The organism is Citrobacter sp. Cpo103, assembly GCF_030332605.1.
Lineage (GTDB): Bacteria > Pseudomonadota > Gammaproteobacteria > Enterobacterales > Enterobacteriaceae > Citrobacter > Citrobacter portucalensis.
Genome location: NZ_JAOWHO010000033.1, coordinates 51,201 through 76,418 on the forward strand (window position 1 = coordinate 51,201; position 25,218 = coordinate 76,418).

The following is a 25,218-nucleotide window of genomic DNA, read 5'->3' on the forward strand; positions in this document are numbered from 1 at the left end:
CACACCCTGAACAAACGGGGTAACGTTACAATGACATTGACGCTAATAATGTAAAAAGGTTCTTTTTGATGGCCAATAATACCACTGGATTCACCCGAATTATCAAAGCAGCAGGTTATTCCTGGAAAGGTTTTCGCGCTGCATGGATTAATGAGGCGGCATTCCGTCAGGAAAGTGTTGCCGTCCTGCTGGGCGTCGCTATCGCCTGCTGGCTGGATGTTGATGCAATTACCCGCGTGTTGTTGATCGGTTCTGTGATGCTGGTGATGATCGTTGAAATCCTCAACAGTGCGATTGAAGCGGTAGTTGATCGTATTGGTTCTGAGTACCACGAACTTTCCGGTCGGGCGAAAGATATGGGGTCGGCAGCGGTATTGCTGTCTATTTTTGTCGCGCTGATCACCTGGGGCATTCTGTTGTGGTCGCATTTGCGATAAGGCTTCCACAACTGCATAAATCTCCTGTTTTTTGTGCAGTTTGCGGTTCCAAAATCGCCTTTAGCTGTATATACTCACAGCATAACTGTATATACACCCAGGGGGCGGAATGAAAGCGTTAACGGCCAGGCAACAAGAGGTGTTTGATCTCATTAGAGATCACATCAGCCAGACAGGTATGCCACCGACGCGTGCGGAGATCGCGCAGCGTTTGGGGTTCCGTTCCCCAAACGCAGCTGAAGAACACCTGAAAGCGCTGGCGCGTAAAGGTGTGCTGGAAATTGTATCCGGCGCATCGCGCGGTATTCGACTGTTGCAGGAAGAAGAAGAAGGGTTACCGCTTGTGGGGCGCGTGGCAGCCGGTGAGCCACTTTTGGCGCAGCAGCACATTGAAGGCCACTATCAGGTCGATCCTTCACTGTTCAAACCGAACGCCGATTTTCTGCTGCGCGTTAGCGGTATGTCGATGAAAGATATCGGGATTATGGACGGTGATTTACTCGCTGTGCATAAGACCCAGGACGTGCGTAACGGCCAGGTTGTTGTTGCCCGTATTGATGACGAAGTTACGGTTAAGCGTCTGAAAAAGCAGGGCAACAAGGTTGAACTCTTGCCAGAAAACAGCGAATTCAAACCTATCGTTGTCGACCTGCGCGAACAAAACTTCACTATTGAAGGGCTGGCAGTAGGCGTCATTCGTAACGGTGAATGGCTGTAATTTTCTGTTGAATCCCTGTAGGCCGGATAAGACGATGACGTCGCCATCCGGCAACGTGCCCGGTAGCGCTGCGCTTGCCGGGCCTGCATCACATTGTCCAGTACGTCTAACTTCTTCTCAGGCCCTCCTGTATGCCTTTCTTTACCTCTTCTGATAAAGCACTCTGGCACCTCGCCTTACCGATGATCTTCTCCAATATCACCGTTCCCCTGCTGGGACTGGTGGATACTGCGGTGATTGGTCATCTGGATAGTCCAGTCTATCTTGGCGGTGTTGCGGTTGGTGCCACGGCAACCAGTTTTCTTTTTATGCTGCTGCTTTTTTTGCGCATGAGTACCACTGGTCTGACCGCACAGGCATTTGGTGCGAAAAATCCACAGGCGCTGGCGCGCGCACTGGTGCAGCCGCTCATGCTGGCGCTGGGAGCGGGGTTGCTTATCGCACTGTTTCGTACGCCAATTATCGATCTGGCTCTGCACATTGTTGGCGGAAGTGAAGCGGTACTGGAGCAGGCCCGACGTTTCCTCGAAATTCGCTGGTTAAGCGCACCCGCCTCGCTGGCGAATCTGGTGCTGCTCGGCTGGCTGCTTGGCGTTCAGTATGCGCGTGCGCCGGTTATCTTGTTGATTGTCGGCAATATTCTCAACATTGTGCTTGATGTATGGCTGGTTATGGGCCTGCATATGAACGTGCAGGGTGCGGCACTGGCAACGGTGATTGCTGAATATGCCACCTTGCTGATCGGCCTGATGATGGTGCGCAAAGTCCAGCATATGCGCGGAATTTCGCTGGCAATGCTGAAGCAGGCGTGGCGTGGCAACTTCCGCCGTTTGTTGGCACTTAACCGTGACATCATGTTGCGCTCGCTACTGCTGCAGCTCTGTTTTGGCGCTATCACGGTGCTGGGTGCGCGTCTGGGAGGCGATATCATTGCGGTTAATGCCGTTCTGATGACCCTGCTAACCTTTACCGCCTACGCGCTGGATGGATTTGCCTATGCCGTGGAAGCGCATTCGGGCCAGGCCTATGGGGCGCGAGATGGTAGCCAGTTGCTGGACGTCTGGCGGGCGGCCTGCCGACAGTCCGGTATTGTGGCTATTTTGTTCTCGTTGGTTTATGCCCTGTTTGGCGAGCAGATTGTTGCGCTACTGACCTCGCTGCCGCAAATCCAACTGCTGGCCGATCGCTATCTTTTCTGGCAGGTGGTGTTACCGCTGGTGGGTGTCTGGTGTTATCTGCTCGACGGAATGTTTATTGGCGCGACGCGCGCGGCAGAAATGCGCAACAGTATGGCCGTTGCTGCCACAGGATTTGCATTAACGCTGCTGACTTTGCCGTGGCTGGGAAACCATGGCTTGTGGTTGGCGTTAACGGTTTTCCTGGCGTTGCGCGGGCTTTCACTGGCCTTTATCTGGCGACGTCACTGGCGTAATGGAACCTGGTTTGCCTGAGCGGGATGGTTAAAAATTCCGAATAGTAAATAAAACCCAGAATCACTGACTACACTTATTCTCACGTCCAGCAAAAACAGCATGTGTCTGGACATGGCACTCTCGCTATTCACAACCTAACGATGAGGACTTGATGATGAATAAAGACGAAGTCGGCGGCAACTGGAAGCAGTTTAAAGGTAAAGTGAAAGAGCAATGGGGCAAACTGACCGATGATGATATGACGGTCATTGAAGGTAAACGTGACCAACTGGTCGGTAAAGTCCAGGAGCGTTACGGTTACGCGAAAGATCAGGCGGAGAAAGAAGTTAACGATTGGGAAAAACGTAATGATTACCGCTGGTAATTAACCCTTCCCTCCTGAGAGTACAAGGATGTACGCTCTCCCGCTTACCTAGCGCCCAACCTTCTTCTTCACCTGAATCGTATGGTCATGCTGGCACTCGCCAGGATGGCGGCAAGATTCAACTTCCACACAGGCCGGACACAGCCCGTGGGCTTCAATAACGTTATGCCGCAGTGCAAAGCCCATTTTTGCCGCCAGCGTATGCATAATGTCTTCAACGCCTTCCGCACACTCTTCTTTTACCACGCCGCAGCGGTCGCAAATGAACATTGCAGAACTGTGGGTTGGCTGATCGAACAGATGACAAAGCACATAGCTGTTGGTGGATTCCACCTTGTGCACGAAACCTTGTTCCAGCAGAAAATCGAGCGCACGATATACGGTAGGTGGTTTAGCCTGCGGCTCGGTTTCCCGCAGCAGGTCGAGCAGGTCATAGGCGCTGATCGCACCTTCCTGCAGGCTCATCAGGCGCAGTACTTCGAGGCGTTGTGGCGTAAGCCGCACGTTGCGTTGCGCGCAGAGTTTTTCAGCTTGAGCCAATAACTCTTGCGTAGTGGTTTTGTCCATTTGGCGCCTCGATTTGCGTGGAAGGTTAATCCCTTACTTTAACATGTTCTGCTTAAAACACCGAGATCCACCGTGGTGTGCTATACCTGACGCATCGCAATACTGGAAAATAACCATGAAAAGACCCGATTGTATTCGCCACTGGCGTGAGGTTGAGGGGGCTGATGACTCCACTTATCCTGACAGCGATGAGCTATTTGCTATTGGCGCGCCGCTTGCCCGCAAGTTGGGGTTAGGACGACTCGGCATTCATCATGAACGCCTGCCGCCGGGTCGGCGCACGTCGTACCCGCACGCTGAAAGCGATGAAGAAGAATTTATCTACGTGCTGGAAGGTTATCCTGAGGTCTGGATTAACGGGTATTTATGGAAGCTGGAACCGGGCGACAGCGTCGGTTTCCCTGCAGGTACAGGCGTGTGCCATACCTTTATCAATAACACTAGTGAAGAGGTGCGCCTGTTAGTCGTGGGTGAGGCGAACAAAAAATACAACCGCATTTATTATCCGCTTAACCCGGTCTATGCCGCTACACGTGAGGATCGCTGGGTCGACCATCCGCCGCAGTTTTTTGGATCTCACGACGGAAAACCGGGGTGTAAATAGCTTTTGTTTAGGGTCAGGGGGAGTGAGCCGCGAGGATGTGGCTCACTATCGTAACGGTCTATGCTATAGTAGCGCCCCTTTTTTAACCGGATGCTTGAATATTCGCCATGCTGCCTGAATCTCAGTCTACCGCTTTTCCCGCTCATCGTTTTTCTATCGCGCCGATGCTCGACTGGACGGACAGACACTGCCGCTACTTTTTACGTTTACTGTCCAGCCAGACGCTGCTCTATACGGAGATGGTAACCACTGGCGCAATCATTCATGGTAAAGGCGATTATCTGGCGTATAGCGAAGAAGAACATCCGGTCGCATTACAACTGGGCGGGAGCGATCCTGCGGCGCTGGCGCAGTGCGCAAAGCTCGCTGAACAGCGGGGCTACGACGAAATTAACCTCAACGTGGGTTGTCCTTCCGACCGCGTACAGAATGGCATGTTTGGCGCCTGCCTGATGGGGAATGCGCAACTGGTCGCCGATTGCGTCAAAGCAATGCGCGACGTGGTGTCGATTCCGGTAACGGTGAAAACTCGTATCGGTATTGATGACCAGGATAGCTACGAATTCCTCTGCGATTTCATCAACACGGTATCTGGCAAAGGCGAATGTGAGATGTTTATCATTCACGCCCGCAAGGCCTGGCTGTCAGGGTTAAGCCCGAAAGAAAACCGCGAAATTCCACCGCTGGATTATGACCGTGTTTATCAGTTAAAGCGTGATTTTCCGCATCTGATGATGTCGATCAACGGCGGCATTAAATCGTTGGAAGAAGCGAAAATTCATCTGCAACATATGGATGGCGTGATGGTGGGGCGTGAGGCGTATCAAAACCCAGGCATTCTGGCGTCCGTTGACCGCGAGATTTTTGCAGCTACCACCGAAGATACCGATCCAGTCGCCGTGGTGCGTGCCATGTACCCGTATATTGAGCGTGAACTGAGTAAGGGAACCTATTTGGGACATGTGACACGCCATATGTTGGGGCTGTTTCAGGGGATCCCTGGTGCCCGTCAGTGGCGTCGCTATCTGAGCGAGAATGCACATAAAGCCGGGGCAGATATTAACGTTCTGGAGCACGCGCTGAAGCTGGTGGCAGACAAGCGTTAAGTTTTCACCAAAAGTTAGTTAATTTCACCACGCCCTGCGCTTTGTCGCGGGGCGTTTTCTTTATAAATCAACGCATTATTTTTGGCATGTTTCTTGTAAAGCAATGGAGAGAATTTCATTTCGGGAGAGAGCCATGCTGGAACTACTTTTTGTGATTGGATTTTTTATCATGCTGATGGTCACCGGCGTTTCTTTGCTGGGCGTTCTGGCCGCATTGGTCGTAGCCACCGCAGTGATGTTTCTGGGCGGACTATTTGCCTTGATGATTAAACTGTTGCCCTGGCTGCTACTGGCTGTTGCCGTGGTGTGGGTTATCAAGGCGATAAAAGCGCCAAAAGTCCCACAGTATCAGCGCAATAACCGCCGGTTTTACTAAGGTATTGAGCGGTACGTCACAACCTGCAACATTGCCTTTAGAACCAAATAGGAATTGATTATCAAATCTGTCACTATTGCCAGGTTAACGAATTCATCGAGCTGTACCCTACATACAGCCGAACTAAAAAAAGAAAGGGCTTCCTACGGGAAGCCCTAATTCTTTCTTTCCCCGTCATCTTACGGAATCAGCAAACTCGATCCCTGCGTGGCCCGGCTTTCCAGTACTTCATGAGCACGCTGTGCATCGTGCAGTGCGAACGTCTGACCAGGCGTGACATCCACTTTGATCACTCCACTGGCAATGAGCGAGAATAGCTCATTGCTGGCTTCGGTTAATTCGCGGTGATTGGTGACATACCCCTGGAGTGAAGGACGGGTCACGTACAGCGAACCTTTCTGGTTCAGAATGCCTAAGTTCACGCCAGTCACCGGCCCGGAAGCATTACCAAAGCTGACCATTAGTCCCCGGCGCTGTAAACAATCCAGCGAGGCTTCCCAGGTATCTTTCCCTACCGAGTCATACACCACCCGCACTTTTTTACCGCCAGTTATCTCTTTCACTCGCTCAACAATGCTCTCTTCACGATAGTTAATGACCTGCCATGCGCCAGCCTGCAACGCAATTTGCGCCTTTTGCGCACTGCCGACGGTACCAATCAGCTTCGCACCCAATGCTTTTGCCCACTGGCAGGCAATCATGCCGACGCCGCCCGCAGCCGCATGGAACAAAAACGGCTCATCAGGCTGAATTTCATACGTTTTACGTAACAGATAAAAAACGGTTAGCCCTTTAAGAAACGAGGCGGCAGCTTGTTCAAACGAGATAGCGTTAGGCAGGATGGCGGCTTTATCGGCCGGAACGTTATGCACTGAGCTGTAGGCGCCAAGGGCAGACTGGGCGTACACCACGCGATCGCCAGCTTTAATGTGTGTCACTTTGCTGCCGACTTTGCTGACCACGCCTGCGGCTTCGGTACCCAGACCGCTGGGCAGGGAAGGCGGTGGATAAAGACCACTGCGGATGTAGGTGTCGATATAGTTGATCCCAATCGCTTTGTTCTCGACCTGGATTTCGTTTTCCGCCGGGTCTACGGGCGTAAACTCCACCGCCTTGAGTACATCAGGGCCACCATGCTTGTGAAATTCAATACGTGTTGCCATGCTTCCTCCAAAAGAAATGTGGTAATCTTTCGACCCAATCATTATCTCGGTAACTCCATTCACTATGGCAGGAAATAAACCCTTCAACAAACAACAGACTGATGCTCGTGAGCGCGATCCCCAGGTCGCCGGGCTGAAAGTACCGCCGCACTCGATTGAAGCGGAACAGTCGGTGTTGGGCGGTTTAATGCTGGATAACGAACGCTGGGACGATGTCGCCGAGCGTGTGGTGGCGGAAGATTTTTATACCCGACCACACCGGCATATCTTCACGGAAATGCATCGCCTGCAGGAGATGGGAAAACCCATCGATCTGATCACGCTGGCAGAGTCGCTGGAGGTTCAGGGACAACTGGACAGCGTCGGCGGTTTTGCTTACCTGGCTGAGTTATCTAAAAATACGCCAAGTGCGGCGAATATTAGCGCTTATGCGGATATCGTCCGCGAACGTGCCGTTGTTCGTGACATGATTTCAGTTGCGAACGAAATCGCGGAAGCCGGTTTTGATCCGCAAGGACGCTCCAGTGAAGATCTGTTGGACCTTGCGGAATCCCGCGTCTTTAAAATCGCGGAAAGCCGCGCTAATAAAGACGAAGGCCCGAAAAATATCACCGATGTGCTCGACGCAACCGTCGCGCGTATCGAGCAACTGTTCCAGCAGCCGCACGACGGCGTCACCGGAGTGAACACCGGTTATGACGACCTCAATAAAAAGACGGCTGGTTTGCAGCCGTCAGACTTAATTATTGTCGCCGCGCGTCCGTCGATGGGTAAAACGACATTTGCAATGAACCTCGTCGAAAATGCGGCGATGTTGCAGGATAAGCCGGTTCTTATCTTTAGTCTTGAAATGCCCTCAGAACAGATCATGATGCGTTCCCTGGCCTCGCTCTCACGCGTCGACCAAACCAAAATCCGTACCGGTCAACTGGATGATGAGGACTGGGCGCGAATTTCCGGAACAATGGGTATTTTGCTGGAGAAACGAAACATCTATATTGATGACTCCTCCGGCCTGACGCCTACGGAAGTGCGCTCGCGTGCCCGTCGTATCGCCCGTGAACATGGCGGTATCGGACTTATCATGATCGACTACCTGCAGCTGATGCGCGTGCCGTCGCTCTCCGACAACCGTACGCTGGAAATTGCAGAAATCTCCCGCTCGCTGAAAGCGTTAGCGAAAGAACTGCATGTGCCGGTGGTGGCGCTGTCGCAGCTTAACCGCTCTCTGGAACAACGTGCCGACAAGCGTCCGGTCAACTCGGATCTGCGTGAGTCCGGCTCCATCGAGCAGGATGCCGACTTAATCATGTTTATCTATCGTGATGAGGTTTATCACGAAAACAGCGACCTGAAAGGGATCGCAGAAATCATTATTGGTAAGCAACGTAACGGCCCGATCGGTACGGTGCGCCTGACGTTTAACGGTCAGTGGTCGCGCTTCGATAACTATGCGGGCCCACAATACGACGACGAATAAATCTCCGTCATCCTTCATGCTGCAGATGTGTTGACTACGCCCGTTCACCCCGATCACTTAGTTTACTAAGCTTCCGGGGATTCTCTGGCTTGTCGCCCTCCAGCAACACGAATGATTTAGAAGATTCTTTTATAAAGGAATACAAATGCAAGCGGCAACTGTAGTCATTAACCGCCGCGCTCTGCGACACAACCTGCAACGTCTGCGTGAACTGGCTCCAGCCAGCAAACTGGTTGCGGTCGTGAAAGCGAACGCCTACGGCCATGGTCTGTTAGAGACCGCGCGAACGCTCCCCGATGCGGACGCTTTTGGTGTCGCTCGTCTTGAAGAAGCCCTGCGCTTGCGAGCGGGAGGGATCACGCAGCCCATCCTGCTGCTGGAGGGTTTTTTTGATGCCTCCGATCTGCCGACTATTTCCGCGCAGCGTCTGCATACTGCCGTCCACAACCAGGAGCAGCTCGAAGCCCTGGAAGCCGCTAAACTGGCTGAACCCGTTACCGTCTGGATGAAGCTCGACACCGGTATGCACCGCCTGGGCGTACGCCCTGAGCAGGCCGAGGCGTTTTATCAGCGCTTAACACAGTGTGAAAACGTGCGCCAACCGGTCAATATCGTCAGCCACTTTGCTCGCGCGGACGAGCCTGAGTGTGGCGCGACCGAAAAACAGCTCGATATCTTCAACAGTTTTTGTGAAGGCAAACCGGGGCAGCGTTCGATTGCCGCGTCGGGTGGTATTTTGCTGTGGCCGCAGTCTCACTTCGACTGGGCGCGTCCGGGGCTGATTCTGTATGGCGTATCGCCACTGGAAAATCACTCCATCGGCGCTGATTTTGGCTGCCAGCCGGTAATGTCGCTGACCTCAAGCCTGATTGCGGTGCGCGAGCACAAAGCGGGGGAGCCGGTTGGTTATGGTGGAACCTGGCTGAGTGAGCGCGACACGCGTCTTGGCGTGGTAGCGATGGGCTATGGAGATGGTTACCCGCGCGCAGCGCCTTCGGGGACGCCGGTACTGGTCAATGGCCGTGAAGTGCCGATCGTCGGTCGCGTCGCGATGGATATGATCTGCGTCGATTTAGGCCCCGAAGCGCAGGATAAAGCCGGCGATTCGGTGATTCTGTGGGGCGAGGGCTTGCCCGTTGAACGCATTGCTGAAATGACGAAAGTAAGTGCTTACGAACTTATTACGCGCCTGACCTCAAGGGTAGCGATGAAGTATATCGATTAGCAGCATGATGTGCCGGACAGGTGGTTACGCCGCCTTCCGGCAATATTCCTCTCAACATCCTCTCGATCTTCTCCCACTTCCGGTTTATTGTGTTCTTAACCCCTGCCTGTAAACCCGGAGAACCACACGTGTTTCAAAAAGTTGACGCCTACGCCGGCGACCCGATCTTATCGCTCATGGAGCGCTTCAAAGAAGATTCACGTAGCGACAAAGTGAATCTCAGCATCGGCCTGTATTACAACGAAGACGGCATTATTCCTCAGCTTAAAGCTGTGGCAGAAGCGGAAGCCCGCCTCAATGCCAAACCGCATGGCGCTTCGCTGTATCTGCCGATGGAAGGTCTGAACACGTATCGCCATACTATTGCGCCGCTGCTGTTTGGCGCAGAACATCCGGTTCTCCAGCAGCAGCGCGTCGCAACCATTCAGACGCTGGGCGGCTCCGGTGCGTTAAAGGTTGGCGCAGACTTCCTGAAACGTTATTTCCCTGATTCTGGCGTGTGGGTCAGCGATCCGACCTGGGAAAACCATATCGCGATTTTTGAAGGTGCCGGATTCGAAGTAAGCACTTACCCATGGTATGACGACACGACCAACGGTGTGCGTTTCAACGACCTGCTGGCAACGCTGAATACCCTACCGGCGCGCAGCATCGTGCTGCTACATCCGTGCTGCCATAACCCGACAGGGGCGGATTTAACGCCTGCGCAGTGGGATAGCGTTATTGAGATCCTGAAAGCACGCGATCTGATTCCGTTCCTGGACATTGCTTACCAGGGCTTTGGTGGTGGAATGGAAGACGATGCCTATGCGATTCGCGCCATTGCCAGCGCCGGATTGCCTGCTCTGGTCAGTAACTCATTCTCGAAGATTTTCTCCTTATACGGCGAGCGTGTCGGCGGACTGTCAGTGGTATGTGAAGACGCTGAAGCCGCTAGCCGCGTGCTGGGGCAGCTAAAAGCGACGGTGCGTCGGAACTACTCCAGCCCGCCAAACTTTGGTGCGCAGGTAGTTGCCGCGGTACTGGGTGATGACGCGCTGAAAGCCAGTTGGCAGGCGGAAGTTGAAGAGATGCGTACCCGCATTCTGGCGATGCGCCAGGAGTTGGTTAACGTATTGAATACGGAGATCCCAGGCCGTAACTTTGACTACCTGCTACAACAGCGCGGGATGTTCAGCTATACCGGGCTTAGCGCAGCCCAGGTTGATCGTCTGCGCGATGAGTTCGGTGTATACCTGATCGCCAGCGGTCGCATGTGCGTGGCCGGGTTGAATCACGGTAACGTGCAGCGCGTGGCGAAGGCATTTGCCGCCGTCATGTAACCGACTTTGCAGGCCTGATAAGCGTCGCGCCATCAGGCCTGTTTTCCAATGTGATCGTGCTCCTTTTCCAGGACAAAACCAGAGAAAATCCTTCCTTTCCCTCCCCCTAAGGGGTAAGGTCAGATAGTTTTTTGACCAGTTGTTAATAAAAAAATGATAACTAACTGACTACTTAGGGAAAAATATGCGCAAGTTTACGTTGGCACTGAGTGCCGTTTGTTTATTGTTCACGCTAAATCAGCCAGCCCAGGCACTCGTTTCTTCTCCCTCTCAGCTCAATCCAGGCACTAACGTTGCAAAGCTCGCTGAGCAGGCTCCCATTCACTGGGTCTCCGTGGCACAAATTGAAAACAGCCTGACCGGACGTCCGCCGATGGCCGTCGGGTTTGATATCGATGACACAGTCCTCTTTTCCAGCCCAGGCTTCTGGCGCGGTAAAAAAACGTATTCTCCGGACAGTGAGGATTACCTGAAGAATCCGGCCTTCTGGGAAAAAATGAACAATGGCTGGGACGAGTTCAGTATTCCAAAAGAAGTCGCGCGCCAACTGATTGATATGCACGTGCGTCGCGGTGACAGCATCTTTTTCGTGACCGGGCGTAGCCAGACGAAGACTGAAACGGTGTCGAAAACGTTGTCTGATAACTTTCACATCCCAGCTGGAAATATGAATCCGGTCATTTTTGCCGGCGACAAGCCGGGTCAGAACACCAAAATGCAGTGGCTGCAGGATAAAAATATCCGCATGTTCTACGGTGACTCCGATAATGACATTACCGCTGCTCGCGACGTGGGTATTCGCGGTATTCGCATTTTGCGCGCCTCTAACTCCACTTATAAGCCGTTGCCACAGGCCGGTGCGTTTGGTGAAGAGGTGATCGTCAACTCGGAATATTGAGGACGCTGGCTGCGGATTGCTGTTTTTTTAAACAAATTTACATTGCTGGCTTTTACCTTTTGCGGACTTGCTGCACACTGAATAAAAGATGTTCTCATGAGGCAATATGCTGGTAAGGGGAATAAAGATGACGAATTCGGAGTTGCTGCAATACTGCATGGCAAAAACGGGCGCGGAGCAGAGCGTTCACAGTGACTGGAAGGCCACGCAAATCAAAGTCGAAGATGTGCTTTTTGCCATGGTAAAAGAGGTGGAAGAACGCCCGGCGGTGTCTCTGAAAACCAGCCCTGAACTGGCAGAACTGTTGCGCCAGCAGCATAGCGATGTTCGGCCAAGCAGGCATCTCAATAAAGCGCACTGGAGTACGGTGTATCTGGACGGCTCGCTGCCGGATTCACAGATTTATTATCTGGTCGACGCCTCTTATCAGCAGGCAGTGAACACGTTGCCGGAAGATAAACGCCGGATACTGACGCAGCCCTGATCCGTTTCGCCGGATGCGGCGCAAGCGCCTTATCCGGCCTACAGGCTTTATGCATATTCTGTAGTTTCGTAGGCGCTGATAAGCGCAGTGCCATCAGGCACAACGGTTGCCGGATGCGGCGTAAGCACCTTATCCGGCCTACAAGATTTATGCCTGGTCTGTAGTTTCGTAGGCGCTGATAAGCGCAGTGCCATCAGGCACAACGGTTGCCGGATGCGGCGCAAGCGCCTTATCCGGCCTACAGGCTTTATGCCTGGTCTGTAGTTTCGTAGGCCTGATAAGCGCAGTGCCATCATGCACAACGGTTGCCGGATGCGGCGCAAGCGCCTTATCCGGCGTACAAGCTTTATGCCTGGTCTGTAGTTTCGTAGGCCTGATAAGCGCAGTGCCATCAGGCACAACCGTAGCCGGATGCGGTGTAAGCGCTTTATCCGGCCTACAAGCTTCATGCCTGGTCTGTAGTTTTGTAGGCCTGATAAGCGTAGCGCTATCAGGCACAACGGTTGCCGGCTGCGGCGCAAGCGCCTTATCCGGCCTACAAGCTTCATGCATATTCTGTAGGCCAGACAAGTGTTGCGTAATTACAACAGTGGTTTGAGGAAGCGGGCTGTGTGTGAGGCTTCACACTCAGCGACCGTTTCTGGTGTGCCGGAGACAAGGATTTCGCCGCCGCCGCTGCCGCCTTCCGGACCGAGATCGACAATCCAGTCTGCGGTCTTAATCACGTCCAGATTGTGCTCAATCACCACGATGGTGTTGCCCTGATCCCGGAGCTGATGCAGCACGTCCAGCAGTTGCTGAATATCCGCAAAATGCAGACCGGTGGTCGGCTCATCGAGAATATACAGCGTTTGCCCGGTACCGCGTTTGGACAGTTCGCGCGCCAGCTTCACGCGCTGTGCTTCACCGCCCGAGAGCGTAGTAGCGGACTGACCCAGTCGAATGTACGTCAGGCCAACGTCCATCAGCGTTTGCAGCTTACGCGCCAGCGCCGGAACGGCATCGAAGAACTCACGTGCTTCTTCAATCGTCATATCCAGCACTTCGTGGATAGTCTTGCCTTTGTACTTAATTTCTAACGTTTCGCGGTTATAGCGCTTGCCTTTGCACTGATCGCACGGCACGTAGATATCCGGCAGGAAGTGCATTTCGACTTTGATCACGCCGTCGCCCTGACAGGCTTCACAGCGTCCGCCACGGACGTTAAAGCTGAAACGCCCCGGCGTGTAACCGCGTGCGCGTGACTCCGGTACACCGGCAAACAGTTCGCGCACTGGCGTAAACACCCCGGTGTAGGTTGCCGGGTTAGAGCGCGGCGTACGGCCAATCGGGCTTTGGTCAATGTCGATCACTTTGTCGAAATGTTCCAGGCCTTGAACGTCGCGATACGGCGCAGGTTCAGCCAGCGTCGCACCGTTTAGCGCCGTCTGTGCAATCGGGAACAGTGTGTCGTTAATCAGCGTCGATTTACCCGAACCGGAAACCCCGGTAATGCAGGTAAATAAACCTACCGGCAGCGTCAGGGTGACATCTTTCAGGTTGTTACCGCGTGCGCCGGTGAGTTTCAGTACTTTCTCTGGGTCAGCCGCAACGCGCTGTTTAGGCACTTCAATCTTGCGTTTACCGCTCATGTACTGGCCGGTCAGCGACTCAGGCACTGCCATGATGTCGTCGAGCGTCCCTTCGGCGACGACCTGACCGCCGTGAACGCCAGCACCGGGGCCGATATCGATAACGTGGTCAGCAGCGCGAATTGCATCTTCATCGTGCTCGACCACAATAACGGTATTACCCAGATTACGCAGGTGGATAAGCGTACCCAGCAGACGTTCGTTATCGCGCTGGTGCAGGCCAATAGACGGCTCATCCAGCACGTACATTACACCGACCAGACCCGCGCCGATCTGGCTTGCCAGACGAATACGCTGGGCCTCACCGCCGGAGAGTGTTTCTGCCGAACGCGATAGCGTCAGGTAGTTGAGGCCGACGTTGACCAGGAACTTCAGACGATCGCCAATCTCTTTAAGAATTTTCTCGGCAATCTTCGCCCGCTGACCCGCAAGCTTCAGATTGTTGAAGAAATCCATTGCATGACCGATGCTCATGTCAGAAATCGCAGGCAGCGGCGTATTTTCAACAAATACGTGACGAGCTTCCCGGCGTAAACGCGTCCCTTCACAGCTGGCGCAAGGTCGGTTACTGATGAACTTGGCTAATTCTTCACGTACTGCGCTGGATTCCGTCTCTTTATAGCGGCGCTCCATATTGTGCAATACGCCTTCGAACGGATGGCGACGTACGGACGTATCACCACGATCGTTCATGTATTTAAATTCGATATTCTCTTTACCGGAACCGTACAGTACCACTTTATGCACGGCAGGGTTCAGGCTGGACCACGGGGCTTCAACGTCGAATTTATAGTGTTCCGCCAGAGACTTAAGCATCTGGAAGTAATAGAAGTTACGGCGATCCCAACCGCGGATAGCACCACCGGCCAGCGACAGTTCCGGGTTTTGGATCACCCGATCAGGATCGAAATATTGCTGCACGCCGAGACCGTCACAGGTTGGACACGCACCCGCCGGGTTGTTAAACGAGAACAGCCGCGGTTCCAGTTCGCGCATGCTATAGCCGCAGATAGGGCAGGCGAAGTTGGCGGAGAACAGCAGCTCCTCCGCTTTCGGGTCGTCCATATCGGCAACGACCGCCGTACCGCCGGACAGTTCCAGCGCGGTTTCAAAGGATTCCGCCAGGCGCTGGGTGAGATCGTCACGGACTTTAAAGCGGTCAATCACCACTTCAATGGTGTGTTTCTTTTGCAGCTCAAGCTTGGGCGGATCGGAAAGGTCACAGACTTCACCGTCGATACGGGCGCGGATATAGCCCTGGCCTGCCAGGTTTTCCAGCGTTTTGGTGTGCTCGCCTTTACGCTCTTTAATCACCGGCGCCAGCAGCATCAGACGCTTACCTTCCGGCTGCGACAGGACGTTATCCACCATCTGGCTTACGGTCTGCGCTGCCAGGGGAACGTCGTGATCCGGACAGCGCGGCTCGCCAACGCGGGCAAACAGCAGACGCAGATAGTCGTGAATTTCGGTAATTGTACCTACCGTGGATCGCGGGTTATGGGACGTCGATTTTTGTTCAATTGAGATGGCAGGAGAGAGCCCCTCAATGTGGTCGACGTCCGGTTTTTCCATCAGCGACAGAAATTGACGCGCGTACGCGGAAAGGGATTCAACGTAACGACGCTGCCCTTCGGCATATAAGGTGTCGAAAGCGAGCGAAGATTTGCCTGAGCCCGAAAGCCCGGTGACGACAATCAGCTTGTCGCGCGGGATGACGAGGTTGATGTTTTTGAGATTATGGGTGCGGGCGCCCCGAACTTCGATCTTATCCATTCATCTTTCCCGGATTAAACGCTTTTTTGCCTGGCTGCATGGTGCTACCGGCGATCACAAACGGTTAATTATGACACAACCTGACCTGAATGGATATACAGTATTGGAATGCAAAACGCAGACGTCTGTGCAACAATGTCTGGCTGGGGTTGTTTACTGGAATCAACTTCGCAACGTAGTAAAAGCGCTATTGGAAATGCTACAATCCCGCGCTTACACTTATTCAGTAACGTTTTTCAGGAGACACGATCATGGCCAGCAGAGGCGTAAACAAGGTGATTCTCGTCGGTAATCTGGGCCAGGACCCGGAAGTACGCTATATGCCGAATGGTGGCGCAGTTGCCAACATTACGCTGGCTACTTCCGAATCCTGGCGTGATAAAGCGACCGGTGAAATGAAAGAGCAGACTGAATGGCACCGTGTTGTGCTGTTTGGCAAACTGGCGGAAGTGGCCAGCGAATATCTGCGTAAAGGTTCTCAGGTCTATATCGAAGGTCAGTTGCGTACCCGCAAATGGACCGATCAGTCCGGCGTAGAAAAGTACACCACAGAAGTTGTGGTTAATGTTGGCGGCACCATGCAAATGCTGGGTGGTCGTCAGGGTGGTGGTGCTCCGGCAGGTGGCGGTCAGCAGCAGGGCGGTTGGGGTCAACCTCAGCAGCCGCAGGGTGGCAACCAGTTCAGCGGCGGCGCGCAGTCTCGTCCGCAACAGTCAGCTCCGGCTGCGCCGTCTAACGAGCCGCCGATGGATTTCGACGACGATATTCCGTTCTAATCCCACTGTGTTACGCTGAAAATAATGGCTACCTCAAGACTGGGGTAGCCATATGCAATTTTGTTATCAGTTCAACACCATCGGCCAATCTGGCGGTGTGTGGCTCATCACGTCAACCATCACGGTTTCAATGTTCTTCCAGATAGCGGACATATCCACCAGGGTTATGCCGAGCAATCCAGTCGCAAACCAGCAGGCAAAAACCAGCCCCAAACCGCTGCTAATGACGGCCAGGCCAATATAATCTGATTTACGAAAACGGATATTGAGCGTACTGGCTAAAAACATCAGCACCGCGCTGAGTAGTTGCCACCGCAGAAGAACCACGCCAGTTGTTATTGTCGCCATGAAAAACGTCCTCAGAAAGTCTGGATGCCCAGGACAGCGCGGGGGTGTTCACCGAGGGTGTGATACTCTGGCTATCGACGGGCAATAACATGAATGAAACATTGTTTCTGTTACATGATTTTTGTGAACTATATCACAACTGGTCGTTTGTTCACCACCATTGGACGTTATTTTTGTAGGGCTAAAACCACTTTAAATGTGTGGCTTTATTTAATGAAGGGTTGATAAAAAATAACCATGCTTTAAACATGCATTTAATCTACTTGTTATATTTATCCTAAATTAAACGTTAAAAAACTTTAATGAATTTCTTAAACGCAGCCAGGATAATGCTCATAAAAAATTACTCCTTGGGGATAATAACGTTATGAAATAAGCATGACTTTAAGTTTGCCTTACGGAAAAATAATATCATCATCAACTATTATCAGACTTTTACATAGAGAAGTCTGTTGCTAATACTGATAGATTCATGCAACTTAATCAGTCGGTGTTTATAGCATCCTGCCTTGATGGGTTCTGGCATATACGAAACAGGGAAATAGGGCTGACATGAATCACAGAGCGCGACGCAAGCTGCTGAAGTTCCTGGGAACATTCATGGTGGTATTGTTCCCCGTGGTGCTGGCGATATGGTTTGCACACATCCGGGCGATGACCGAAACCCATAGCCAACTCCGCTCTTTTGCTCAACTGGTGTTAAATAAAACAGAATTGGTGATCCTACAAGCTGATTTGGCGCGTGATATGGCCCAGTTGTATCAGGGTAAGATGTGTACCCCGGCACATCAGAAAAGTATGCTAAATATTATTCGCGGTCGTTTATATATCAGTGAGCTAATTTATGCGCAGGGCGATCACTTTTTGTGCTCTACGTCGATGGCGCCGCCTGTTACTTATATTATGCCGACAGCCGATTATAAACGTACGCCGGATATCTCCATCTATTACTACCGCGATACCCCTTTTTTCGCTGGCTACAGAATGACGTACATGCAACGCGGGAACTACGTCGCAGTCATCAATCCATTGTCCTACAGCGAAGTCATGTCAGATGATCCGGATCTCTCATGGGGCGTGTATGACACAGTAACAGATACGTTTTTCTCTGCCAGCGAAGCGGCGAATATTGCGCAATTCGCGCCGCTCATACGCGGTGAAGCCTCGACCTTTCAACAAGACGATCGCTTCTACACCATCGTGCATTCAGAAAAACGTCCAATTGCGATTATAGTGTCGACCTCAGACAACCGCGTAAGTCAGATTTTCTATCACGAGGCGGCATTAACCATTCCCTTCGGGATTATCTGCAGCATCCTGATACTGCTAATGTGGTGGCGCACGCGCCAGGAATACTTATCTCCCCGGCGCTTATTAAAACGCGCGATCAAAAAACGTCAGCTTTGCCTGCATTACCAGCCGATCATTGATATTAAGAATGGGCAATGTGTTGGTGCTGAAGCTCTGCTGCGCTGGCCGGGCTGTAAAGGTGAGGTGATGAGCCCGACGGAGTTTATTCCACTGGCTGAAAAAGAGGGAATGATTGAGCGGATCACGGATTATGTCGTTGAAGAGGTGTTCAACGATTTGGGGTATTTTCTTTCGGCGCATCCTCAGCTTTCTATCTCGATTAACCTTTCCGCTTCTGACTTTCATTCATCCCGATTGATTGCTCTGATTAACGACAAAAATCGTGAGTACTCCGTGGCGGCCCAGCAAATTAAAGTCGAAGTGACCGAGCGTGGGTTCATAGATGTACATAAAATGACCCCCGTAATCCAGGCGTTCCGCAAGGCGGGTTATGAAGTGGCATTTGATGATTTTGGCACGGGGTATTCCAATCTGCATAATTTGTCAGCGCTGAATGTCGATATCCTGAAGATCGACAAATCGTTTATTAGCACGTTGTCCACTAATAGCACCAGTCACTTGATTGCCGAACATATTATTGAGATGGCACAAAGCTTACACCTGAAGACGATTGCGGAAGGGGTGGAAACGAAGGAGCAAATCGAATGGCTGCTTGAACGCGGCGTACAGTATTGTCAGGGCTGGTATTTTGCGAAGGCGCTGCCGCCGCAGGAGTTCATGCACTGGATACAACGGTCGCCCGCCATACTGACGCAGAGCGGGCAATAATCTTACAGACGATGGCGGTAGTCGCTGGGAGTACGATCAAATTCGCGGCGAAACACACGCGAGAAGGTTTGTTGCGACACATAACCAAGATCCATCGCGATATCAAAAATAGGTCGCTCAGTTGTCCGTAGTTCAACGGCGGCCAGCAAAAGTCGACGCTGGCGGATGTAGTCACCCAAGGTCTGGCGCGTCACCGTGCGGAACATTCTTTGTAAATACCACTTCGAGTAACCTGATTTTTTCGCCACCGCCTCAATGTTCAGCGGTTGATCGATATGTTCATCAATCCATTCAATAAGGGTCTGAATAATCTGCTGATGGGACATAGGGCTGCCTCTTTCTCAGTATTCGATTCGTCGTTTTGTCTGTGGGCGAGTATAATTCCTCAAGTTAACTTGAGGTAAAGCGATTTATGGAAAAGAAATTACCCCGGATAAAAGCGCTGCTCACACCAGGTGAAGTCGCCAAACGTAGCGGCGTGGCGGTATCGACCCTGCATTTCTATGAAAGCAAAGGGTTAATCAGTAGCATGCGCAATAGCGGCAATCAGCGGCGATACAAACGTGATGTGTTGCGTTACGTCGCGATAATCAAGATTGCTCAACGCATCGGGATCCCGCTGGCCACGATCGGTGACGCGTTAGGTGTATTACCTGAGGGGCATTCGCTTAGTGCCAAAGAGTGGAAGCAGCTCTCTTCGCAATGGCGTGAAGAACTGGACCGACGCATTCATACTTTGGTGGCGCTACGCGATGAGCTGGATGGGTGTATTGGTTGCGGATGCTTGTCACGCAGCGATTGCCCGTTGCGTAACCCAGGCGATCAGCTTGGCGAGCAGGGGACCGGAGCGCGGCTGCTGGAAGATGATTAATTGGTTTAAAATATGTGATGGGTATGAAGGGCATAAAACTAAAGCGCCACAGAGGGCGCTTTAGTTTGGTTCCGGTCTTTGTCTTTCACTCTATCCCGCTGGTTCACGGGAGGGTTTCCCCCGACATCAACACCCCTCAGTCGAGCACATTAGGGGAGGTTCCGGCCTGTGTTGATAATGTAAGTGTAAGCCACCTCCCTCCATTTGCCAGTGAAATGGTGATTTTTTAGCCAAAAAATTTTATGCATCTTCACCTGTTTTCTTGCGCGAGTTGCGCGAAATAAACACGCCGATGTTGTAATAACTCCGCGAAATTTGTTGCCAAATTGCGCATTGACGATAACGTTTGCGCATCGACTGGTTATTTCTTGCGCGTTATAAGAAGAAATGAGTAAAAAGCGGCAAAGTTCAGTTGAAAACCAGCGTATGATCGCTGGATAATCGTTTGCTTTTTTTTACCACCCGTTTTTTATGCGCGGAGCTAAACGTTTGCTTTTTTGCGACACCCCTATTGACGCAAACCTGGCACATGGAGAAAACGTTTAGCAGGCAGTGGATTGTCCAGCACGCATAATGACGAAAAAATAAACTCTCAGGGGATGTTTTCTATGTCTACGCCTTCAGCGCGTACCGGCGGTTCACTCGACGCCTGGTTTAAAATTTCGCTCCGCGGCAGTACCGTTCGTCAGGAAGTCGTTGCCGGATTAACGACCTTCCTGGCCATGGTCTACTCCGTTATCGTGGTTCCGGGGATGCTGGGTAAAGCCGGGTTCCCGCCTGCTGCTGTATTTGTGGCGACCTGTCTGGTCGCAGGCGTCGGTTCAATCGTGATGGGCCTGTGGGCAAACCTGCCGCTGGCAATTGGTTGCGCCATTTCTCTGACCGCATTTACCGCATTCAGTCTGGTGCTGGGCCAACATATTAGCGTGCCCGTTGCGCTGGGTGCGGTGTTCCTGATGGGTGTCCTGTTTACCATCATTTCCGCGACCGGTATCCGTAGCTGGATCCTGCGCAATCTGCCGCAGGGCGTTGCGCATGGCACGGGGATTGGTATCGGCCTGTTCCTGCTGCTGATTGCGGCAAACGGTGTTGGCCTGGTGATTAAGAACCCGCTGGACGGCCTGCCGGTTGCGCTGGGTGACTTCGATACCTTCCCGGTCATTATGTCGTTGATTGGTCTGGCGGTGATTATTGGCCTCGAAAAACTGAAAGTACCGGGTGGCATTCTGCTGACCATTATCGGTATTTCCGTGGTTGGTCTGATTTTCGACCCGGCCGTGCATTTCTCCGGCATTTTTGCTATGCCGTCTCTGAGTGATGAAAACGGCAACTCGTTGATCGGCAGCCTGGATATCATGGGGGCACTGAACCCGATTGTCCTGCCGAGCGTGCTGGCGCTGGTCATGACCGCTGTCTTCGATGCAACCGGAACCATCCGCGCGGTAGCCGGACAGGCGAATCTGCTGGATAAAGACGGACAGATTATCGACGGTGGCAAAGCGCTGACCACTGACTCCCTGAGCAGCGTGTTCTCTGGTCTGGTGGGTGCAGCTCCGGCGGCGGTTTACATTGAATCCGCAGCGGGTACGGCGGCAGGCGGTAAAACCGGCCTGACAGCGATCACCGTTGGCGTACTGTTCCTGCTGATTCTGTTCCTCTCTCCGCTCTCTTATCTTGTACCTGTGTACGCAACGGCACCTGCGCTGATGTATGTGGGCCTGTTGATGCTGAGCAACGTCGCGAAAATCGACTTTGCTGACTTTGTCGACGCGATGGCAGGACTGGTTACGGCCGTATTTATCGTGCTGACCTGTAACATCGTTACCGGCATCATGATTGGCTTTGCTACCCTGGTAATTGGCCGCATCGTTTCTGGTGAATGGCGCAAACTGAACATCGGCACCGTGGTGATCGCCATCGCGCTGGTGGCCTTCTACGCCGGCGGTTGGGCTATCTGATTCTGATTTCCTGACGATCCTAAAAACGGGTGGCTTTGGCCGCCCGTTTTCATTTTCAGAACACACTCGTTGTCTTTTGCGTTACTCTCAATTAGATAGAATTGAGGCACGACGCCTCTCATTAGCAATCATAAGAAACATCGCAAACAGGGAACGCATGGAAATCTTTTTCACCATACTCATCATGACCCTTGTGGTCTCGCTGTCGGGGGTATTTACTCGCGTATTGCCCTTCCAACTTCCTTTACCCCTTATGCAGATCGCCATCGGCGCCTTGCTGGCGTGGCCGACGTTTGGTTTGCATGTGGAATTCGATCCTGAGCTGTTCCTGGTTCTGTTCATCCCGCCGCTGCTCTTTGCCGATGGCTGGAAGACGCCAACGCGTGAGTTTCTCGAGCACGGGCGAGAGATTTTCGGCCTGGCGCTGGCGCTGGTACTGGTCACGGTGGTCGGCATTGGCTTTATGATTTACTGGCTAGTGCCGGGGATCCCTCTCATCCCAGCCTTTGCGCTGGCTGCTGTGCTATCGCCAACCGATGCTGTCGCACTTTCCGGCATTGTGGGAGAGGGACGTATACCGAAGAAAATCATGGGTATCCTGCAGGGCGAAGCGTTGATGAACGACGCCTCCGGTCTGGTCTCTCTGAAGTTTGCCGTCGCCGTGGCGATGGGCACGATGGTATTCACCGTTGGTGGCGCAACGCTTGAGTTCTTCAAAGTGGCGATTGGCGGCATCCTGGCTGGTTTTGTCGTCAGTTGGCTGTACGGCCGCTCCCTGCGCTTCCTCAGCCGCTGGGGCGGTGACGAGCCGGCAACGCAAATCGTCCTGCTGTTCCTGCTGCCGTTTGCGTCTTACCTGATTGCGGAACATATCGGCGTTTCCGGTATCCTCGCGGCGGTCGCTGCCGGGATGACGATCACCCGTTCCGGGGTGATGCGCCGCGCGCCGCTGGCGATGCGTTTACGTGCTAACAGTACCTGGGCGATGCTGGAGTTTGTATTTAACGGCATGGTCTTCTTGCTGTTAGGGCTACAGTTACCGGGAATTCTGGAGTCTTCTTTGGCGGCGGCCGAGGTCGACCCGAACGTTGAAATCTGGATGCTGTTTACCGATGTCGTGCTGATTTACGTGGCGCTAATGCTGGTACGTTTTGGCTGGCTGTGGACCATGAAAAAGTTCAGTCTGCGCTTCCTGAAGAAAAAACCGATGGAGTTTGGATCCTGGACGACGCGTGAAATCATGATCGCCTCTTTTGCCGGTGTACGCGGGGCAATTACTCTTGCTGGTGTGCTCTCCATTCCACTGTTGTTACCAGACGGTAGCGGCTTCCCGGCGCGATATGAGCTGATCTTCCTTGCCGCAGGCGTGATCCTGTTTTCGCTGTTTGTTGGCGTGGTGATGCTGCCGATTCTGCTACAACATCTGGAAGTGGCAGACCACTCGCAGCAGCAGAAGGAGGAACGTATTGCCCGCGCTGCCACGGCAGAAGTGGCGATTGTCGCGATCCAGAAAATGGAGGAGCGACTGGCCGCGGACACCGAAGAGAACATCGATAACCAGTTGCTCACCGAGGTGAGTTCACGCGTGATTGGTAACCTGCGCCGACGCGCCGACGGGCGCAACGATGTGGAAAGCTCGATGCAGGAAGAAAACCTCGAACGGCGTTTCCGCCTGGCAGCGCTACGTTCAGAACGCGCGGAGCTTTATCACCTGCGCGCCACGCGTGAAATCAGCAATGAAACGCTGCAAAAATTACTGCACGACCTGGATTTGCTGGAAGCGCTGTTGATCGAGAATCAGTAAACGGTAGTGCCTGATGCGGCCTACAAGACCGGCATACCGATGTAGGCCGGATAAGGCGCTAACCGCATCCGGCGAGGGGTGTGCCTGATGCGCTACGCTTATCAGGCCTACAAAACCGGCAACAGCGATGTAGGCCGGGTAAGGCGTTAGCCGCATCCGGCGAAGGGTGTGCCAAATGGCGCGCAACTGGCTGCAAGAAATTATTCATCGTGTAATTTGCGAGCGGCTTTCCTGAACGAATCCATCCCTCTTGTTGATTCCCTCTTTTCTCCATACGGTTGAGGAAAGGGGGAAACATGTCCAACTATCGACGAAATTACATCAATGGGGGAACCTGGTTTTTTACGGTAAATCTGCAGGACCGTCGAAGCCATCTTCTGACTGCCAACATTCACGCGCTTCGGTGTGCAATCGCTGCGGTCAAAAAGGTTAGGCCTTTTCGCATTAATGCGTGGGTCGTTTTACCCGAGCATATGCATTGCATATGGACGTTACCTGACAATGATGCGGATTATTCCTCTCGCTGGCGGGAAATTAAGAAGCATTTCACCCACTCATTGTCTTCCCGACATATCTGGCAATCTCGCTTTTGGGAGCACACCATCCGTGATGAACATGATTATCGCCAGCATATTGATTATATTTACATTAACCCGGTGAAGCACGGTTGGGTAAAGCTGGTACAGGACTGGCCTTTTTCAACATTTTATCGTGATGTGAGGCACGGTTTGTACCCGCAAGATTGGGCAGGTGAAATAATGGATTTTAATGCGGGTGAACGTGCCTGATGCGCTACGCTTATCAGGCCTACAAGACCAGCATACCGATGTAGGCCGCATCCGGCATTTTACGACGCTTGCGGTAGCCAAAATCCTTCACAGCATTTGAGCCACGCCTGGGCGCTGTGCGACAGATAAACGCCTTCGCGCCAAATCATGCCCAACTGCCAGCGTAAGTCACTCTCCAGAGGGATCCAGCGCAACGTTTGCTTATCCAGTCGCTGGCAAATCGGCTCTGGTAAAATGGCAATCCCGACTCCGGCTTGTACCATTGCCGCCAGAAAATCCCACTGCCCGCTGCGCACCGCTATGCGGGGCTTGACGTTGTGTTGGCTAAACAGCTCAAGCAATTGGCGGCTCAACGCGAAATCTTCGTTGTAGATAAGCAGCGGATGTTCCGCCAGCGCCTCAGGGGGAATGGATTCGCACGTTGTCCACTGACCGGAGCGAGGAACCAACACGCAGAGTGGATGGCTAAAAAGCGGCAGGGTTGCCAGACCGCTCTCTTCTTCAACCGGCAGCGCGGTCATCGCGACATCCAGGTCACCGTTCATTACCGCCTGCTGAACGGTTAAGCCGCCAAATTCAGAGACCTTCAGCTCCACGCCGGGATAACGCTGGCGAAACAGGCCGATCGGCCCGGCCATCAACATCCCCACCATGGGCGGGATACCGAGGCGCAGCACGCCCTTGTTGAGGTGATTAATGTCACTGAGTTCCGCTTCAAGCTGGCGAAACTCGGCAAGGATCGCCAGGCCGCGTTCGAAAACGACCTGCCCGGTGTCGGTTAACAGCAGTCGCCGACCGTCGCGGATTAACAGCGTGCAGTTAAGCTCGTCTTCAAGGTTCTTCAACATCTTGCTGATGGTGGGCTGGGTGACAAAAAGCTTCTCCGCTGCGCGGGTAAAGCTCTGCTGACGAACCACCTCAACAAAATATCTCAGCGTTCTGATATCCATGAT

The 25,218-nt window shown here is 52.8% G+C and carries 24 protein-coding genes; 18 read left to right on the forward strand and 6 right to left on the reverse strand.

Annotation, left to right across the window (positions count from 1 at the left end; all coding sequences use genetic code 11):
- Nucleotides 1–68 precede the first annotated feature (68 nt).
- The 4 genes from OGX89_RS15135 (at nucleotide 69) to OGX89_RS15150 (ending at nucleotide 2,952) form a co-directional block, all read left to right on the forward strand.
- Nucleotides 69–437, forward strand: coding sequence for a diacylglycerol kinase (locus OGX89_RS15135; protein ID WP_003826594.1), 369 nt, complete (start codon nucleotides 69–71; stop codon nucleotides 435–437).
- A 109-nt stretch (nucleotides 438–546) separates the two neighbouring features.
- Nucleotides 547–1,155: a transcriptional repressor LexA gene (gene lexA / locus OGX89_RS15140; RefSeq protein WP_003826596.1), complete on the forward strand. Its 609-nt coding sequence runs from the start codon at nucleotides 547–549 to the stop codon at nucleotides 1,153–1,155.
- Between the two features lie 131 nt (nucleotides 1,156–1,286).
- Complete coding sequence (gene dinF, locus OGX89_RS15145) at nucleotides 1,287–2,606, forward strand: MATE family efflux transporter DinF (protein WP_126957375.1); 1,320 nt, start codon at nucleotides 1,287–1,289, stop codon at nucleotides 2,604–2,606.
- 136 nt (nucleotides 2,607–2,742) lie between these two features.
- Nucleotides 2,743–2,952, forward strand: coding sequence for a CsbD family protein (locus OGX89_RS15150; protein ID WP_003031706.1), 210 nt, complete (start codon nucleotides 2,743–2,745; stop codon nucleotides 2,950–2,952).
- 48 nt (nucleotides 2,953–3,000) lie between these two features.
- Here OGX89_RS15150 and zur read toward each other — a convergent pair whose 3' ends face one another.
- A complete protein-coding gene (gene zur, locus OGX89_RS15155; RefSeq protein WP_003031709.1) occupies nucleotides 3,001–3,519 on the reverse strand; it encodes a zinc uptake transcriptional repressor Zur in 519 nt (172 codons plus the stop codon).
- A 115-nt stretch (nucleotides 3,520–3,634) separates the two neighbouring features.
- Between zur and OGX89_RS15160 the strand changes: the two genes are divergently transcribed.
- From OGX89_RS15160 to pspG, 3 genes are all read left to right on the forward strand, one after another.
- Nucleotides 3,635–4,123 (forward strand): cupin domain-containing protein, encoded by a 489-nt coding sequence (locus OGX89_RS15160; protein ID WP_126957373.1) that lies wholly within the window; start codon nucleotides 3,635–3,637, stop codon nucleotides 4,121–4,123.
- Between the two features lie 107 nt (nucleotides 4,124–4,230).
- Nucleotides 4,231–5,229 (forward strand): tRNA dihydrouridine(20/20a) synthase DusA, encoded by a 999-nt coding sequence (dusA, locus tag OGX89_RS15165; protein WP_126957371.1) that lies wholly within the window; start codon nucleotides 4,231–4,233, stop codon nucleotides 5,227–5,229.
- A 133-nt stretch (nucleotides 5,230–5,362) separates the two neighbouring features.
- A complete protein-coding gene (gene pspG / locus OGX89_RS15170; protein WP_003031713.1) occupies nucleotides 5,363–5,605 on the forward strand; it encodes an envelope stress response protein PspG in 243 nt (80 codons plus the stop codon).
- 179 nt (nucleotides 5,606–5,784) lie between these two features.
- On the opposite strand, the gene OGX89_RS15175 is transcribed toward pspG, so the two are convergent.
- Nucleotides 5,785–6,768, reverse strand: a complete 984-nt coding sequence (locus OGX89_RS15175) for a quinone oxidoreductase (RefSeq protein ID WP_123269156.1) — start codon at nucleotides 6,766–6,768, stop codon at nucleotides 5,785–5,787.
- Nucleotides 6,769–6,832: 64 nt separating this feature from the next.
- On the opposite strand from OGX89_RS15175, the gene dnaB reads away from it, so the two are divergent.
- From dnaB to OGX89_RS15200, 5 genes are all read left to right on the forward strand, one after another.
- On the forward strand, nucleotides 6,833–8,248 hold the full coding sequence (gene dnaB, locus OGX89_RS15180) for a replicative DNA helicase (protein WP_003826610.1): 1,416 nt from the start codon (nucleotides 6,833–6,835) through the stop codon (nucleotides 8,246–8,248).
- A gap of 145 nt (nucleotides 8,249–8,393) precedes the next feature.
- Nucleotides 8,394–9,473, forward strand: coding sequence for an alanine racemase (alr, locus tag OGX89_RS15185; protein WP_003826612.1), 1,080 nt, complete (start codon nucleotides 8,394–8,396; stop codon nucleotides 9,471–9,473).
- Nucleotides 9,474–9,601: 128 nt separating this feature from the next.
- The gene (gene tyrB / locus OGX89_RS15190) at nucleotides 9,602–10,795 is read left to right on the forward strand and encodes an aromatic amino acid transaminase (protein ID WP_060683094.1); all 1,194 of its coding nucleotides are present in this window, start codon (nucleotides 9,602–9,604) and stop codon (nucleotides 10,793–10,795) included.
- A gap of 184 nt (nucleotides 10,796–10,979) precedes the next feature.
- Complete coding sequence (gene aphA, locus OGX89_RS15195; RefSeq protein WP_126957369.1) at nucleotides 10,980–11,693, forward strand: acid phosphatase AphA; 714 nt, start codon at nucleotides 10,980–10,982, stop codon at nucleotides 11,691–11,693.
- Between the two features lie 127 nt (nucleotides 11,694–11,820).
- Nucleotides 11,821–12,177, forward strand: a complete 357-nt coding sequence (locus OGX89_RS15200; protein ID WP_008786927.1) for an MmcQ/YjbR family DNA-binding protein — start codon at nucleotides 11,821–11,823, stop codon at nucleotides 12,175–12,177.
- 581 nt (nucleotides 12,178–12,758) lie between these two features.
- On the opposite strand, the gene uvrA is transcribed toward OGX89_RS15200, so the two are convergent.
- Entirely contained in the window at nucleotides 12,759–15,581 is a 2,823-nt protein-coding gene (gene uvrA / locus OGX89_RS15205; protein ID WP_126957367.1) for an excinuclease ABC subunit UvrA, read from the reverse strand.
- Between the two features lie 251 nt (nucleotides 15,582–15,832).
- Here uvrA and ssb1 point away from each other — a divergent pair, with 251 nt between their 5' ends.
- Nucleotides 15,833–16,357 carry a single-stranded DNA-binding protein SSB1 gene (gene ssb1, locus OGX89_RS15210; protein WP_003826621.1) on the forward strand — a complete coding sequence of 175 codons (525 nt, stop codon included), beginning with the start codon at nucleotides 15,833–15,835 and terminating at the stop codon, nucleotides 16,355–16,357.
- 66 nt (nucleotides 16,358–16,423) lie between these two features.
- On the opposite strand, the gene OGX89_RS15215 is transcribed toward ssb1, so the two are convergent.
- A complete protein-coding gene (locus tag OGX89_RS15215; protein WP_003826625.1) occupies nucleotides 16,424–16,705 on the reverse strand; it encodes a YjcB family protein in 282 nt (93 codons plus the stop codon).
- Nucleotides 16,706–17,257: 552 nt separating this feature from the next.
- On the opposite strand from OGX89_RS15215, the gene pdeC reads away from it, so the two are divergent.
- Nucleotides 17,258–18,844: a cyclic di-3',5'-guanosine monophosphate phosphodiesterase PdeC gene (gene pdeC / locus OGX89_RS15220; protein WP_003826627.1), complete on the forward strand. Its 1,587-nt coding sequence runs from the start codon at nucleotides 17,258–17,260 to the stop codon at nucleotides 18,842–18,844.
- 2 nt (nucleotides 18,845–18,846) lie between these two features.
- On the opposite strand, the gene soxS is transcribed toward pdeC, so the two are convergent.
- Entirely contained in the window at nucleotides 18,847–19,170 is a 324-nt protein-coding gene (gene soxS / locus OGX89_RS15225; protein WP_003031731.1) for a superoxide response transcriptional regulator SoxS, read from the reverse strand.
- An 86-nt stretch (nucleotides 19,171–19,256) separates the two neighbouring features.
- Between soxS and soxR the strand changes: the two genes are divergently transcribed.
- The 4 genes from soxR (at nucleotide 19,257) to OGX89_RS15245 (ending at nucleotide 24,265) form a co-directional block, all read left to right on the forward strand.
- Nucleotides 19,257–19,715, forward strand: a complete 459-nt coding sequence (gene soxR, locus OGX89_RS15230; RefSeq protein ID WP_003826630.1) for a redox-sensitive transcriptional activator SoxR — start codon at nucleotides 19,257–19,259, stop codon at nucleotides 19,713–19,715.
- 608 nt (nucleotides 19,716–20,323) lie between these two features.
- A complete protein-coding gene (ghxP, locus tag OGX89_RS15235; protein ID WP_003826632.1) occupies nucleotides 20,324–21,673 on the forward strand; it encodes a guanine/hypoxanthine transporter GhxP in 1,350 nt (449 codons plus the stop codon).
- 157 nt (nucleotides 21,674–21,830) lie between these two features.
- Nucleotides 21,831–23,477, forward strand: a complete 1,647-nt coding sequence (locus OGX89_RS15240; protein WP_126957365.1) for a Na+/H+ antiporter — start codon at nucleotides 21,831–21,833, stop codon at nucleotides 23,475–23,477.
- Nucleotides 23,478–23,773: 296 nt separating this feature from the next.
- Nucleotides 23,774–24,265, forward strand: a complete 492-nt coding sequence (locus OGX89_RS15245) for an REP-associated tyrosine transposase (RefSeq protein WP_126957363.1) — start codon at nucleotides 23,774–23,776, stop codon at nucleotides 24,263–24,265.
- Nucleotides 24,266–24,324: 59 nt separating this feature from the next.
- Here the strand turns inward: OGX89_RS15245 and OGX89_RS15250 are convergent, their stop codons facing one another.
- A complete protein-coding gene (locus OGX89_RS15250) occupies nucleotides 24,325–25,215 on the reverse strand; it encodes a LysR family transcriptional regulator (RefSeq protein ID WP_003826636.1) in 891 nt (296 codons plus the stop codon).
- Nucleotides 25,216–25,218 lie beyond the last annotated feature (3 nt).

Excerpts from the sequence above, each read along its gene's own strand:
- OGX89_RS15135 (WP_003826594.1), top strand. The coding sequence starts at position 69 with ATGGCCAATAATACCACTGGATTCACCCGAATTATCAAAGCAGCAGGT.
- lexA (WP_003826596.1), top strand. The coding sequence starts at position 547 with ATGAAAGCGTTAACGGCCAGGCAACAAGAGGTGTTTGATCTCATTAGA.
- dinF (WP_126957375.1), top strand. The coding sequence starts at position 1,287 with ATGCCTTTCTTTACCTCTTCTGATAAAGCACTCTGGCACCTCGCCTTA.
- OGX89_RS15150 (WP_003031706.1), top strand. The coding sequence starts at position 2,743 with ATGAATAAAGACGAAGTCGGCGGCAACTGGAAGCAGTTTAAAGGTAAA.
- zur (WP_003031709.1), bottom strand. The coding sequence starts at position 3,519 with ATGGACAAAACCACTACGCAAGAGTTATTGGCTCAAGCTGAAAAACTC.
- OGX89_RS15160 (WP_126957373.1), top strand. The coding sequence starts at position 3,635 with ATGAAAAGACCCGATTGTATTCGCCACTGGCGTGAGGTTGAGGGGGCT.
- dusA (WP_126957371.1), top strand. The coding sequence starts at position 4,231 with ATGCTGCCTGAATCTCAGTCTACCGCTTTTCCCGCTCATCGTTTTTCT.
- pspG (WP_003031713.1), top strand. The coding sequence starts at position 5,363 with ATGCTGGAACTACTTTTTGTGATTGGATTTTTTATCATGCTGATGGTC.
- OGX89_RS15175 (WP_123269156.1), bottom strand. The coding sequence starts at position 6,768 with ATGGCAACACGTATTGAATTTCACAAGCATGGTGGCCCTGATGTACTC.
- dnaB (WP_003826610.1), top strand. The coding sequence starts at position 6,833 with ATGGCAGGAAATAAACCCTTCAACAAACAACAGACTGATGCTCGTGAG.
- alr (WP_003826612.1), top strand. The coding sequence starts at position 8,394 with ATGCAAGCGGCAACTGTAGTCATTAACCGCCGCGCTCTGCGACACAAC.
- aphA (WP_126957369.1), top strand. The coding sequence starts at position 10,980 with ATGCGCAAGTTTACGTTGGCACTGAGTGCCGTTTGTTTATTGTTCACG.
- OGX89_RS15200 (WP_008786927.1), top strand. The coding sequence starts at position 11,821 with ATGACGAATTCGGAGTTGCTGCAATACTGCATGGCAAAAACGGGCGCG.
- uvrA (WP_126957367.1), bottom strand. The coding sequence starts at position 15,581 with ATGGATAAGATCGAAGTTCGGGGCGCCCGCACCCATAATCTCAAAAAC.
- ssb1 (WP_003826621.1), top strand. The coding sequence starts at position 15,833 with ATGGCCAGCAGAGGCGTAAACAAGGTGATTCTCGTCGGTAATCTGGGC.
- OGX89_RS15215 (WP_003826625.1), bottom strand. The coding sequence starts at position 16,705 with ATGGCGACAATAACAACTGGCGTGGTTCTTCTGCGGTGGCAACTACTC.
- pdeC (WP_003826627.1), top strand. The coding sequence starts at position 17,258 with ATGAATCACAGAGCGCGACGCAAGCTGCTGAAGTTCCTGGGAACATTC.
- soxS (WP_003031731.1), bottom strand. The coding sequence starts at position 19,170 with ATGTCCCATCAGCAGATTATTCAGACCCTTATTGAATGGATTGATGAA.
- soxR (WP_003826630.1), top strand. The coding sequence starts at position 19,257 with ATGGAAAAGAAATTACCCCGGATAAAAGCGCTGCTCACACCAGGTGAA.
- ghxP (WP_003826632.1), top strand. The coding sequence starts at position 20,324 with ATGTCTACGCCTTCAGCGCGTACCGGCGGTTCACTCGACGCCTGGTTT.
- OGX89_RS15240 (WP_126957365.1), top strand. The coding sequence starts at position 21,831 with ATGGAAATCTTTTTCACCATACTCATCATGACCCTTGTGGTCTCGCTG.
- OGX89_RS15245 (WP_126957363.1), top strand. The coding sequence starts at position 23,774 with ATGTCCAACTATCGACGAAATTACATCAATGGGGGAACCTGGTTTTTT.
- OGX89_RS15250 (WP_003826636.1), bottom strand. The coding sequence starts at position 25,215 with ATGGATATCAGAACGCTGAGATATTTTGTTGAGGTGGTTCGTCAGCAG.